Below are 13,279 nucleotides of genomic sequence, written 5' to 3'. Positions count from 1 at the left end.
GACTTCATGGGTTAGTTTTATTGGGATTATCGCAGATAATACGAAACCGAAGTTATCAAAAAATAAAGAAAAAAGCGCTTTTTTAGGCGCTCTGATTATAATGGGAGCAAAATAATTTCTTCAAAATCCAAATCCAGTTCGCTTAACACCGGAGCCGCAATTTCTTCAATTTCGTGTTCGTCATAATCATTCAATCCCTCTAATTTCACGTATAGAATATCATTATGCTCATCAATGAAAAACTGCGCATCGGCAGACTCAAAACTGTCCTTAAGGGTTTGAATCAGAAATTCAACATCTTCAATAAAAGCTTTAATTTCGTCTTCGGTAGGTTCGCTCATTTTCCTTAGGTTCTAGCTTATAAATTCAGCTTAAATCTATGAATAAATATTTGGCAAAACTGTGGGAAATTTCCCAAAAATCAGAACGTCTTATAATCGGCCTGATGTCAGGGACATCCCTTGATGGATTGGATATTTGTGTATGCAAAGTATCCGGTGACGGAACGGGCACGTCTATTGATGTTCTACGGTTCCTAACACAAGAATATTCTGAAGGTTTACGAAATCGTATTCTTGCTGTACAATCCAAAGAGCAGGTTAATGCCCGTGAATTAACAGTGTTGCATTCTGAACTTGCCGATCATTATAGCTCAGCTATTTTAGAAGCGCTAAAGAGCTTAAATATTACGTCCGGGGAAGTCGATCTAATAGCCAGCCATGGTCAAACCATATATCATGCCCCGGCCCAAAGTCAGGATCAGAACAATGCAACCTTGCAGATCGTTGATGGTGATCACATAGCCCAAAAAACAGGAATTATTACGGTATCTGACTTTCGTCAGAAGCATACAGCGGTTGGAGGAGAAGGAGCCCCGCTGGCCGGTATATTTGATGAAGTTTTATTTCGGGATCAGAAACAAAACCGACTTCTTCTAAACTTGGGGGGTATAGCAAACTTCACCTGGCTTCCTTCTCATAAGAGTAAAAAAGAAGTACTGACCAGCGATACCGGTCCTGCAAACACATTGATTAACGAGGCCATGCAAAAGCATTTCAGTCAGCCTTTTGATGAAGATGGAAAGATTGCGGCATCAGGTACGGTTCATTCCGAATTGGTGAGATATATACTGCTTGAACCGTATTTCAGAAAAGCATTTCCGAAGACCACCGGTCAGGAAGACTTCCAGTTGGAGTTTATCGAAAATCTGATGGAAGGACATCAGATCGAATTGTCGCCCGAAGATTTGGTGGCCACATTGACAGCCGTTACATCACAGAGCATAAGTCGCGCTTTTGATGAAATAATTGGTGAAGAAGCGTTTGAGTGTTATGTGAGCGGGGGAGGTGTTCATAACCTAACGTTAATGCAAGATCTGAAAGACAGAAACCCTCATGCAGAATTCAAAGATTTTGAAGAATTGGGAATTTCAGCAGATGCAAAAGAAGCGGCAATGATGGCCTTTTTTGCCAATGAATTGGTAGCCGGAGAGGGTTTCAAAATTCCCGGAGTAACAAAAGAGAAAATTCACTTTGGGAAAATAAGTCTGCCTGACTGACTACCTCAAAACAGAAGTTGTCTAGAAGTGAGAACTAAACCATAAAGAAAACATGTATGAGAATATTCCTTGCCTTCATCATACCACTTTTACTTTCAACGCTATCATTCTCACAAGAAAAAGTAACAGGAATTGTTCAGGATGCTGAAACAGGAAAAGCGGTTCCTTATGTCAATATAGGTATCATAAGCCTGATGAAAGGAACAGTCAGCAATGCTGAAGGTAAATTTAGTTTAGGTTACACTGCTGAAATTGATAGTGTAACATTCTCAGCTATTGGGTACGAAACAGATACCTTTTCTATTAAAGACATATTAGCGGATGAGGTTATTCTTCTTAATCCGGCTACCTATAATCTCGATGAAATTACCGTAAAAGAAAAAGCATTGGGTCGGATTAAAGAATTAGGATACAATCTCAATAAAAAGAGACAAAGCATTAGTTTTGGAAGTACTCTGCTTGGAACGGAAATCGGCGGACTGATAGAAATAGACCGTCAAACATTGATATACTCGGCTCATTTTATTTTCAATCACACCGGTGATGACAGCCTGCTTTTCCGGGTGAATTTGTATGAGATGAATGGTGATAAACCTGTTCGAAATCTTATTACGGAAAATGAATTATTCAGAGCACCAAAAGAACCCGGCACTGTTTTAGTAAATTTAAGAGGTTATGACATTGTCACTGAAGAAAATGTACTTTTGACGGTGGAGTGGATTGAGGCCGTTTCTCTTAATAACAGTGAGATACAGGATATCAGTTTCAGGGCAGATCGTACGATGAGAAAACCCAATACCTGGTTCAGAACAACCAGTCAGGCTCCATTGCTGAAAATGGATCAGTTTGTAAAATACAATATCGGGTTTTACCTGACAGCACAGCAGGTTAAGAAGTAACGACGAACTGAATTAAAGAATCCATTATATCGGCGTAATCCGCTTTCTATCAGTCAGTTTGGTTCAAAGCCCAAACCAGCTCATCAACAACACGTTCAATTTGTTCTTTTGTGATGACCAGAGGTGGAAGAAATCTTACAACGGTTCCATGAGCTGCATTACCCAGAATATTATGTTCAAACATTTTATCAACTACAGGTCGGGCTGGCCGGTTAAGTTCCACACCTAACATCAGTCCAAGTCCACGAATGTCTTTTACCGAAGTAAGGCCGGCTACTTTTTCTTTAAGTAATTCCATCATGAAAGCCCCTTTTTCTGCAGCTCCATCGACGAGTCCTTCTTCTTCAATAGCATCCAAAGCAGCATTGGCAACGTGACAGGCAAATGGATTGCCGCCAAAAGTGGTGCCGTGATCACCGAATCCAAGGGCAGAAGCAACTTCTTCTTTCGCCATAATAGATCCGATGGGTATGCCTCCAGCCAATGCTTTAGCGGTAGCAACGATATCTGGTTTTACATCAAAATGTTGATACGCGTAGAATTTACCGGACCGGCCTACGCCACACTGCACTTCGTCAATAATCATCAGGATATTTAGATCATCACAAAGCTGGCGGGTTTTTTTAAGGAATTCACCATCTATTACATTCACTCCACCGGAGCCCTGTATAGTTTCAAAACCAATCGCGATGGTATCTTCATTGACTTTGGCTTTCAGGGCTTCGAAATCATTAAAAGGAACCTGGTCAAACCCGGTTGGCATGGGGTCAAACCCTTCCTGATAACTTGGCATTCCCATTGCGATGGTGGTTACCGAACGGCCGTGGAACCCTTCACTTAGCGTGATTACATCCCCGCTTTTTCCATTCTTCTTACCCCATTTTCTGGCTAGTTTTACGCAGGCTTCCATAGCTTCCACGCCGCTGTTACAAAAGAAAACCCGGTCTAAACCGGAAAGTTTTGCAAGTCTTTCAGCCAGTAAACTCTGTGGTTCGTTATAAAAGAAATTGGAGGCGTGCAGCAGCTTTTCTGCCTGTTCTTTGATAGCTGCAACAATTTTTGGATGACAGTGTCCGAGGTTATTTACGGCGAGTCCACCAAAAGCATCCAGATATTCATTGCCTTTTGTATCCCAAACCAAGGCTCCTTTGCCATGAGATAAGGTGACGGGCAGGCGATTGTACACCTGAAAGTGATATTGCTTTTCGAGCTGCTGCGCTTTGTTCATTTTGTAGTTTCGTTATTAGTTGTGATACAATGATACCTCGTTCCCAACCTCTGGTTGGAAACGCCTGCCCGAACCTCTGGTTCGAGATGTTGAAATAGGCTTATGAAATTATTTCTGTAAGGAATCGTAACGAAGCCCCTCTAACTATGATAACAAAAGAGATGACAATGGGACGAAGTCGATACAGAATATTTGAAGAACACTACCCATACTTCATTACAAGTACAATAAAAGATGGATTGCCACTTTTCGCAAAACCTGAAATAGCTCAAGTTGTATTAGAAAGTTTAGTATTTCTTCAAAACAGCCGAAATGTACAGCTTTATGGTTATGTAATCATGGAAAATCATTTTCATGCTGTAGTAAAAGGAGGGGACTTGTCTAAGAAATTAAGACTCACAAAGTCTTTCATGGCAAGAAAGATGATTGATCTTATGAAAGAGAATGGTAACAGTAAACTGTTAAGCCAGATCGCATTTAGAAAATTGATACATAAGTTAAGATCTGAACATCAGGTTTGGGAGGAAGGATTTCATCCTAAGCAACTTACATGTGATGAGATAGTAGCTCAGAAACTGGAGTATATACATAACAATCCGGTAGCACGTGGATTTGTGGATCGTCCCGAGTATTGGCGGTATTCATCGGCAAGGAATTATCTGGGGCAGGAAGGGCTAATTCCAGTTACTATTTACGCTGGGTAGCATTTGCTAACTCTTGGGGAACCAGAGGTTCCCGAAGGCATTCCGAACGAGACGTTCGGAACGAGCACAAGAGCATTCGCTGTGGTACAATTCACAAATAACGATTACCCATTAACCAACTTAAGTCCAATTCGGCCTCTTTCCAGGTCCAAGGTAATAATTTCAAGACTGATAATATCGCCCACGCTAACCACATCGTGTGGTTCTTCAATCTTCTTGTTCTCAGCCATGTTGGAAATATGGAGCAAGCCATCTTGTTTTACTCCGATATCAACAAAAGCACCGAAGTCTACAACGTTTCGAACGGTACCTTCCAGTTTTTTTCCCACTTTCAGGTCTTCCATTTTCATCACGTCGGTTCTGAGTAATGGCTTCTGCAGGCTTTCGCGGGGATCGCGACCTGGCTTCTGCAGGTTTTCGATGATGAGTTCAAGGGTAGGAACACCTACTCCGATTTGCTCAGCTGTTTCTTTGAGATTCACATTCTTAAATTTAGATGCAATCTTGTCTTTTTCAGCTGAAAGATTTTCAAGATCAATATTAAACAGGTTACAGAGCTTTTCTGCGGCTTCGTAACTTTCGGGGTGAATGGCGGTGTTGTCGAGTGGATTTTTGGATTCGGGAATACGCATGAATCCGGCGGCCTGTTGGAAGCGGAAATCTCCAACCCCATCGATACTCCGAATTTGCTCACGATCCATAAAAATTCCTTTTTCTTCCCGGTGTTTCACGATGTTGGTGGCAACCCGCTTACTCAAACCAGAGATATGCGAAAGCAAAGGTGCTGAAGCTGTATTCAGGTTCACCCCAACTTCGTTTACACAACTTTCCACTACATCATCCAGCTTGCCAGCTAACTGATTCTGGTTCACATCATGTTGATATAAGCCAACGCCAATCGACTTTGGATCGATTTTAACCAACTCAGCCAGTGGATCTTGCACTCTTCGGGCGATGGATATATTTCCACGTTGGGCAGCATCCAGTTCCGGAAACTCTTCACGAGCAACTTTGGAAGCTGAGTACACCGAAGCACCCGCTTCATTCACAATAAGATAGTGCAGTTCTTCATCCGGGTGTTTTTCTTTTCGTTTTTGAAGGAAATCGGCCACAATCTGCTCTGTTTCCCGGCTGGCCGTACCATTACCAATGGCGATCAGGCTTACTCCGTATTTGTCAATCAGCTTTTCGAAAACAGCTTCTGCTTCCGCTACTTTATTCTGTGGAGGAGTAGGGTAAGTGGTGGTTCCTTCCATGTACTTTCCATGTTCATCTACAACAGCCACTTTACACCCACTTCTGAATGCAGGATCGATTCCCATAACCACTTTTTTGTCGAGCGGGGGTTGCATCAGCAGGTTGCCAAGGTTGGTGGCAAAGGTTTCAATAGCGTGTTCGTCGGCTTTATCGGTAAGCTCACTTCTTAGTTCTCGTTCAAGGGAAGGGAAGAGCAGGCGTTTGTAAGCATCTTCCACTGCATCCTGCAGGTACTCGGTGAAAATACTCAGCTCGTTATTGATGACCAGATCATCAATGTTTTCCAGCGTGCGTTCTTCCCAAAGTTCCACATTTACAAACAGTACATTCTCCTTTTCACCCCGGTTTATAGCCAAAATTTGGTAAGGCTTCATTTTGCTGGCGCGATAGGAGAATTCGTAATAATCTTCATAGTTCGTGCGGTCTTTAACGGCCGGGTTTTTCTTGGTCACGATATTAGCATGCTCTGCAAATACCTTTCGAAGCATCTCCCGCACTTCCAGGCTTTCATTGATCCATTCAGCTACAATATCTGTGGCGCCGTCAAAAGCATCTTCAACCGTCTCAACTTCTTTTTCTTTGTTGATGTATTCTTTGGCGTATTCAGCAGGGTCGCCTTTTTCAATTTCCTGATCCCAGATAAGCTGAGCCAATGGTTCCAGTCCTTTTTCCTTGGCTTTGTCGCCCCGTGTTTTACGCTTTTGTTTGTAGGGAAGGTAAATATCTTCCAGGGTAGTGAGATCCGTGCAAGCCTTAATTTGCTCTTCCAGCTCCGGTGTGAGTTTATCCTGCTCTTTGATAGATTTAAGAACGGTTTCTTTACGGGCCTCGAGCGTTCGCTGGGTTTCAATGCCATCCCGGATGGCACGGATTTGCTCCTCATCCAGTCCGTCTGTGGCTTCTTTACGGTAACGGGCCAGGAATGGGACCGTAGCACCATCATCCAAAAAGTTAGCTACCGTGCTGACTTGCTTGGGTGAAAAGTTCAGTTGCTTTGCTAAAAAACTAAAAATAGAAGTGTCGCTCATTGATGATATTCGTTTTCAAAATTAGGAAGCTGAAAATAAGAACTCGCCTTTAGAATTATGAATTTTAAATGAGGAAATTTTGAATTATGGAACACGGATGAGCCTGATGTTGCGGATAATTACTGATTTATTGATGATTATTTCCGCATCTCAATACCGATTCAACGAATAACTATTAACGGAACCCAAAAAACCTGTAACCTTTTTCTTTATCATCAGTGTATAAGGGTGGAAACATAAAGCTCGGGAAATTTACACGGTGGATTCAACTTCGGATAAGGCATTGATGATGAAAGTGAAGAACGGAGACCTTGATAAATTAGGTCTGCTGTTTGAACGGTATAATCGCCCGCTTTTTAGTTTTTTCTACCGGATGTGTAAAGAAGCAGAGCTTTGTGAAGACCTGGTACAGTCAGTTTTTGAACGCATATTAAAATACCGTGATACCTATACCGGTGATGGTAAGTTCACTACCTGGATGTTTAGTATTGCCCGGAACGCTCATATCGATCATTATCGAAAACAGCAGCGGGAAGGAATTCCGGTAGAGATTGACGAAGAGCGTTTGGAGCTCGATGATGAAGAAACCAAGGTGGTTGTCAACAAACAGGAGAAGAAAGAACTGTTGGAAGTTGCACTCGACCGACTTGACGAGGACAAAAGAGAGATTATTATTTTGAGCCGTTACGAAGGTTTGAAATACAAAGAAATCGCCGACATACTGGAAACCACAGAGGGAGCGATTAAAGTAAAAATGTTTAGGGCCATGAAAGAGTTAAAAGATTTGGTTAATACCTTAAATGAGGAATGCAGCCATGAATGAACAACATCAACAATTAATAGCTGACTACCTGGCCGGAAATCTTGATGATACCGGCAAGACAAAAGTGGAAGAGCTAATTGCCAGTGGCGAAATTGATTTTATGGAATTTCGGGAGTTGGAAAAATTGCATGAAGACCTGGGGTCGATCCCCGCACCTTCCCCCAGCAAAGAAATGAGCTCGAATTTCTATGCTATGCTGGAAGAAGAAAAGCAATCGGTTAAAAACCCCTGGTTTCAGTTATTAAAGGATCAGGTTCAGCAGATGATTGCTGAACTAACTATGCCACGTTTAGCATATGGGCTGATTTTATTGATTGTGGGCGGATTCATTGGTTCACAAATAAATAACAATGACTCCGAAATCGAACAACTTAGCCAGCAGGTACAAGACATGCGGGAAGTGATGATGGTAAATATGTTGGAAGGGGCATCGGCTGCGGATCGGCTTAAAGCGGTGACCATCAGCAGCGAAATGACATCTGTTGATTCAGAGGCTATCCATGCATTATTGTTTACACTCAATAACGATCCAAGTATAAATGTTCGCGTACAATCCATTGAAGCTCTTAAGCGATGGGGCAATAACGAGCGTGTGAGAGAGGGGCTGGTTAAAGCCATTGCAAAACAGGAGTCACCGATTGTAATTGTGGAGCTTGCAGATGCGATGCTTGAGTTAGAGCTGCGAAATTCTGCACCAGAATTCAGGCGTTTAATTGAAGAGCGCGAGCTTGACTTCACGGTTCAACAAAAACTGGAAAGCAGCATTGCTGCATTAATGTGAGAGATATGAAAAAGTCATTGCGAAGAGAATCACTGTATAGTATTAGCCAAGGAATATTTACGACGAAGCAATCTCTATTATCGATATTTTTGATTTTAGGAGCACTTCTCAACTGTTTGTTAGCACTACAATCCGCTGCCCAAACTTCTGTCACATCCCAGCGAACACAGGAAAGTATTGAGATAAGAATTCCCGCTTCTGAGTTCAATGCCGAGACGTTTTTTCACATAAAAAATATAAATGGCGATCTGAATGCGGAAGGATATGAAGGAGATGAAATCATCATCACAGGAACTAAAGTTATAACGACCAAGCCAAGATTGATCGGAGATTTTAACCCGGACGAAATTTATCTGGATCGGCTGAATGGAGATAATAGTATTTTCATATTTGTTCGGCAGCCTGGTGTAGAAGTAAAAATTAATGGAGATGACCTTTATTACAATTACAAAAGACGACATAAGAATAAATATGGAGATGATGATCGTCTGAATTTTGAATTCAACCTTCAGCTCAAAATTCCCCACTATCTGATGTCAGAGATTTCAACTATCAATGGCGGAGAAGTTGTAGTTGAAGGAATGAGTAACGGTGTGGAAGCTAATAATGTAAATGGCAGCGTATTTGTGAATGAAGTATCCGGAAAAGTGGATGCACATACAGTGAATGGAAATATCCGGGTAGAATTTGCGAAAACGCCTGAAAGAGATTCGGAATTTCATACGGTAAATGGGACCATTGAAGTTTATGCCCCTAAAAATTTATCTGCTGTTGTAACCTTTAAAAGTTTACACGGTGAACTATATACCGACTTCAACAATATTGAATATTTGCCTAAGCGGGTAAATAAAAGCCAGGATGGGACAACCCGATACAGTATTGAGCAAGCTGCTCCAATTCAAATTGGCGAAGGCGGCCCCGAACTGCGGTTCCAGCTTTTGAATGGAAACGCTTATATCAAACAAAGAAAATCATAAAGAAAAATAATTATGTGTAGATCAATAAAACATGCGCTTTTTGTAGTAGTAGCTGGCCTTATTTCCATCCCGGCCCTGGCTCAGAATAATCTTGAAATTCCACTTTCAAACCCTGGCGAACCTGGCAGATTGATTGTGGCTGCTAACTTTTCTGATGAAGTTGAAATCAGAGGTCATGATAAGAATAACGTTATTGTGAATTATGACGGCGAAGATAGTGACGATGATCGTGATGCTATGAGAAACGGAATGCGCCGAATTTCAGGTGGAGGAATAGGTATTGAAGTGACAGAAGATAATAATGAAGTGCGCGTCAATACTGGTCCAATGCCGAATGATGATTTTGAAATGATTATTTATGTGCCCCGTAATTTTTCGCTTAAGCTGAATACGGTACAAGGAGATGTGAAAGTTGTTGGTTTACGAGGCGAATTGGAAATAAGTGCGGTAAATGGGGATATCGAATTATCAGATATTTCAGGAACTGTTCTTGTCAATAGCGTGAATGGAGATATGGAGATCGATTTCAAAGAGATAACAGCAAATTCACCGATGTCTTTCACCGGAGTGAATGGAGATATCGAAGTTTCTTTTCCGGCAAGCGCCAAATTCACTGCAAAAATGAAAACAGAGTGGGGTGATGTATACACTAACTTCGATATGGAGATAGACCGCTCTGCTTCTAAACCTGAAGTGAATACCAAAGACGGAGAATATCGTGTAGCCGTAAATAAATGGATTTTTGGAAAAGTGAATGGTGGAGGGCCTGAATTTCTTTTCAAAACCTTGCACGGAGATATTTCAATTCGTAAAAAGTAATTTTTTTCAGCAACCTTTTTAGATTCAACTCGTCTAAAGTACAAATCAAAACCAGGAGCTGTAAGTCATTTAAGCTAAGAGGCTTGCAGGGATAGGACTCCTTTCTTTAAAATCTATAACCTATGAAAAGCATATATACTACTGTGGTATTGGTATGTCTTTGTGCGAACGTATTTGCACAGACTTCCTATCAAAAGAAAGGTGATACTGTAGCCATAAAAACAGATGATGTAAGAAGAGGAACGGCTGAAAACCCAGCCATGCACGCTGTCAGAATTGATGGTGAAAATGAAATTGTTTTAGACGGACTTTTGAGCGAATCCATTTGGAGAAATGTTCCCATTGCTACTCAGTTTACGCAGCGGGCACCTGATGATGGCAGCGCTGCCTCAGAGAAAACAGAGATTCAATTAATATATACCGATGACTATTTGTATGTAGGAATTATGGCCTACGATTCAGCACCGGATTCTATAAAAGCACCGCTTTTCCGGCGCGATGGTGATGAAGCCAGCGACTGGGTATATGTACTTTTTGATAGCTACAACGACAAGCGTACGGCTTTTACTTTCGGTATAAATCCTCGGGGTGTACAAAAAGATATCCTGCTTTATGATGATACCGATGAAGATCAGCTTTGGGATGCTGTGTGGCAGGCAGAAACAAAGATTTTAAATAATGGCTGGTCAGCAGAGATGAAAATTCCCCTTTCACAGTTGCGCTTCAGCTCTAATAATGAAGAGCAATCGTGGGGGGTTAATTTTCAGCGAAGGATAGCACGAAACGGAGAGATATCTTTCTGGTCGCCCACATCTCAGAATGAAACAGGTATCGTCTCCAAGTTTGGCCGGCTTAATGGAATTCAAAACCTGAAAGAACCGCGTAGACTGGAGATTATTCCTTACCTGTCTGCTGATTTAACACGGGTTCCATCTTCAAATACTAATAATCCATATTTCAGCAGAAATGAATTAGGCGGTGGAGTCGGAGGAGATATCAAATATGGGCTCACAACTGACTTAACATTAACTGCTACAATTAACCCGGATTTTGGACAGGTTGAAGCTGATCCGGCCGTCATAAATCTTACGGCGAATGAGAATTTCTTTTCCGAGCGACGTCCGTTCTTCCTGGAAGGAAATGATATATTTCAATTTGGGAATACTAAAACATTTAGTCGGTTTGGAAACCCTGTGACGTTTTATTCCAGAAGGATTGGCCGGGCACCACAGGGTAATGCCAACAGGGCTGGCGTAAACGCCGAATATGTAGACAGGCCAGATTTCACAACAATTGCAGCTGCGGCCAAGGTAAGTGGTAAAACCCAGAATGGATGGTCTATAGGTTTCCTGGATGCTTATACGTTAGAGGAATCAGCTCAATTCACAAATCCTTCAGGAAATGAAAGCTCTTTTGCTGTTGAACCAGCTACGAACTATATGGTTGGCAGAACCAAAAAAGATCTAAATTCAGGCAATACTTATTTTGGCGGATTTGCAAGTGCGGTAAACCGGAGCATTGATGGCACTTACTTTGAAGATTTTCTCCGTTCATCTGCTTACCTGGGCGGTGTTGATTTTGAACACAACTTTGGCAATCGAAACTGGATCACCAGTGGTGCTTTCTCTTACAGCGTTATAAACGGTTCAAAAGAAGCCATTCGACGAGCCCAGACTTCACCAGTCAGGCATTATGACCGGGTAGATTCGGACGAACTCTCAGTAGATCCAAATAAAACAAGTCTATCCGGCTTTGCAACGGAGATAAGCATTCAAAAAAGAGGGGGAGACGACAACTGGCTCACTTCACTTACTTATTCTGATGTAACTCCGGGATATGAGACGAATGATATCGGTTTTCAGAACCGTGCTGACTATCGTTCTCTAAATGGAGGTGTTATCTATCGGGAAACGGATCCTAAACTGGTACAGTATCTTGAAACCTGGTTATTCAAAGGAAATGCGTGGAATTATGACGGAGACCTGATCAATAATTGGTATGGAACAGGTGGATTCGTTCGGTTTGATAACCTTTGGACCTTCAATTACAATGCTAATTTAGCAGGTAATCAATTTATGGATCGAACAACCCGGGGAGGACCCTTGATGGAACGTCCCAAGGATTGGAATTTTAACATGAATATTAATACCAATCAGAACAAAGACATCTCATTCAACTTTGGTACTTACCAGCGGCAGGATGTTTCAGGTGAATTTGATAATGATATTTGGATGGGAGTCACTTTTCTGCCTACAACATTTATTCAGGTATCCATTTCACCAGAATTTATTTACCAAAGAGATACAGACCAATACGTAACACGGGTCGAAGATGTGAATGCAACAGAAACTTATGGAAGCCGCTATGTTTTTGCTGATATCAAACAGCGTACTTTTGTAACCAGTATTCGTCTTAACTGGACATTCTCACCAACGATAAGCCTTCAAACTTATGTCCGCCCGTTTATATCCAGCGGAGAGTATTCACACTTTAAGGAATTTGCGGAGCCTCGCACATATAATTTTGACAGATATGGTGAAGACAAAGGAACCATAACCAAAGTTGATGACGATTACTCCATTGATCCGGATGGCAACGGTAGTTCACCTGCCTTTAGTTTTCAAGACCCTGACTTTAATTTCAGATCGGTGCAAGGTAATGCTGTATTTCGATGGGAATACACGCCGGGGTCAACCCTGTTTCTTGTGTGGCAGCAGCAGCGGGATGATTTTGTAGGTATGGGTAACTTTGACCTGGGAAGAGATCTGGATGGCCTGTTCAGTTCTAAACCAACCAATGTATTCCTTGTTAAACTAAGCTATTGGTTCGGCACTTGATATAACCTGATATAACGTTCATCAATAGTAAGGGCGCTAACACGCCCTTACTATCGCAACTACAACAATGCTCCACAGCACAAGTGTGGGGCTTTTTTATTCCACCGATGTCTTGCAGGTCAGTCCAAAAGGAGCATAAAGGGGACAGAAGCTAACAAGGCTGGTTAGTACAAAAACACCTGCAAGTACCAACAAAACAATGCCAAGTGTTCCAGTTACGGTTCCTGTAAAATAAAGAGCTACAAAAATGATAGCTAAAATAAACCGTATAATTTTATCAGCAGAACCCATATTTTTTTTCATAATAACCTCATTTATTTAGTTAGATAATCCATTCAATTAGAAATACCAAAGCTGTAATAATTAGT

The 13,279-nt window shown here is 41.7% G+C and carries 12 protein-coding genes; 8 read left to right on the top strand and 4 right to left on the bottom strand.

Annotated features, from left to right (window positions below; all coding sequences use genetic code 11):
• Window positions 1-95 precede the first annotated feature (95 nt).
• Entirely contained in the window at window positions 96-341 is a 246-nt protein-coding gene (locus RIB15_RS07410; RefSeq protein ID WP_350201516.1) for a hypothetical protein, read from the bottom strand.
• A gap of 38 nt (window positions 342-379) precedes the next feature.
• Between RIB15_RS07410 and RIB15_RS07405 the strand changes: the two genes are divergently transcribed.
• Together RIB15_RS07405 and RIB15_RS07400 are read left to right on the top strand one after the other, a co-directional pair.
• Window positions 380-1,558, top strand: a complete 1,179-nt coding sequence (locus tag RIB15_RS07405; protein ID WP_350201515.1) for an anhydro-N-acetylmuramic acid kinase — start codon at window positions 380-382, stop codon at window positions 1,556-1,558.
• 56 nt (window positions 1,559-1,614) lie between these two features.
• Entirely contained in the window at window positions 1,615-2,457 is an 843-nt protein-coding gene (locus tag RIB15_RS07400) for a carboxypeptidase-like regulatory domain-containing protein (RefSeq protein ID WP_350201514.1), read from the top strand.
• Between the two features lie 49 nt (window positions 2,458-2,506).
• On the opposite strand, the gene RIB15_RS07395 is transcribed toward RIB15_RS07400, so the two are convergent.
• Window positions 2,507-3,685 carry an aspartate aminotransferase family protein gene (locus RIB15_RS07395; RefSeq protein WP_350201513.1) on the bottom strand — a complete coding sequence of 393 codons (1,179 nt, stop codon included), beginning with the start codon at window positions 3,683-3,685 and terminating at the stop codon, window positions 2,507-2,509.
• Between the two features lie 167 nt (window positions 3,686-3,852).
• Between RIB15_RS07395 and RIB15_RS07390 the strand changes: the two genes are divergently transcribed.
• Window positions 3,853-4,389: an REP-associated tyrosine transposase gene (locus RIB15_RS07390; RefSeq protein WP_350201512.1), complete on the top strand. Its 537-nt coding sequence runs from the start codon at window positions 3,853-3,855 to the stop codon at window positions 4,387-4,389.
• Window positions 4,390-4,493: 104 nt separating this feature from the next.
• Here RIB15_RS07390 and RIB15_RS07385 read toward each other — a convergent pair whose 3' ends face one another.
• A complete protein-coding gene (locus tag RIB15_RS07385) occupies window positions 4,494-6,674 on the bottom strand; it encodes a Tex family protein (protein ID WP_350201511.1) in 2,181 nt (726 codons plus the stop codon).
• Window positions 6,675-6,933: 259 nt separating this feature from the next.
• Here RIB15_RS07385 and RIB15_RS07380 point away from each other — a divergent pair, with 259 nt between their 5' ends.
• The 5 genes from RIB15_RS07380 (at window position 6,934) to RIB15_RS07360 (ending at window position 12,911) form a co-directional block, all read left to right on the top strand.
• A complete protein-coding gene (locus tag RIB15_RS07380) occupies window positions 6,934-7,497 on the top strand; it encodes an RNA polymerase sigma factor (RefSeq protein ID WP_350201510.1) in 564 nt (187 codons plus the stop codon).
• Complete coding sequence (locus RIB15_RS07375) at window positions 7,490-8,278, top strand: hypothetical protein (protein WP_350201509.1); 789 nt, start codon at window positions 7,490-7,492, stop codon at window positions 8,276-8,278. Before RIB15_RS07380 ends, RIB15_RS07375 begins: the two co-directional genes overlap by 8 nt.
• Before the next feature lie 116 nt (window positions 8,279-8,394).
• Window positions 8,395-9,255 (top strand): DUF4097 family beta strand repeat-containing protein, encoded by an 861-nt coding sequence (locus tag RIB15_RS07370; RefSeq protein WP_350201508.1) that lies wholly within the window; start codon window positions 8,395-8,397, stop codon window positions 9,253-9,255.
• A 12-nt stretch (window positions 9,256-9,267) separates the two neighbouring features.
• The gene (locus RIB15_RS07365) at window positions 9,268-10,074 is read left to right on the top strand and encodes a DUF4097 family beta strand repeat-containing protein (RefSeq protein WP_350201507.1); all 807 of its coding nucleotides are present in this window, start codon (window positions 9,268-9,270) and stop codon (window positions 10,072-10,074) included.
• Window positions 10,075-10,196: 122 nt separating this feature from the next.
• On the top strand, window positions 10,197-12,911 hold the full coding sequence (locus RIB15_RS07360; protein ID WP_350201506.1) for a DUF5916 domain-containing protein: 2,715 nt from the start codon (window positions 10,197-10,199) through the stop codon (window positions 12,909-12,911).
• A gap of 96 nt (window positions 12,912-13,007) precedes the next feature.
• Here the strand turns inward: RIB15_RS07360 and RIB15_RS07355 are convergent, their stop codons facing one another.
• Window positions 13,008-13,214 carry a YgaP family membrane protein gene (locus RIB15_RS07355; RefSeq protein ID WP_350201505.1) on the bottom strand — a complete coding sequence of 69 codons (207 nt, stop codon included), beginning with the start codon at window positions 13,212-13,214 and terminating at the stop codon, window positions 13,008-13,010.
• Window positions 13,215-13,279: the final 65 nt, after the last annotated feature.

The sequence above is a fragment of the Gracilimonas sp. genome (genome assembly GCF_040218225.1).
Taxonomy (GTDB): Bacteria; Bacteroidota; Rhodothermia; order Balneolales; family Balneolaceae; genus Gracilimonas.
Note: the sequence above shows the minus strand (reverse complement) of the source record. Positions and strands in the feature narration are given on the sequence as shown.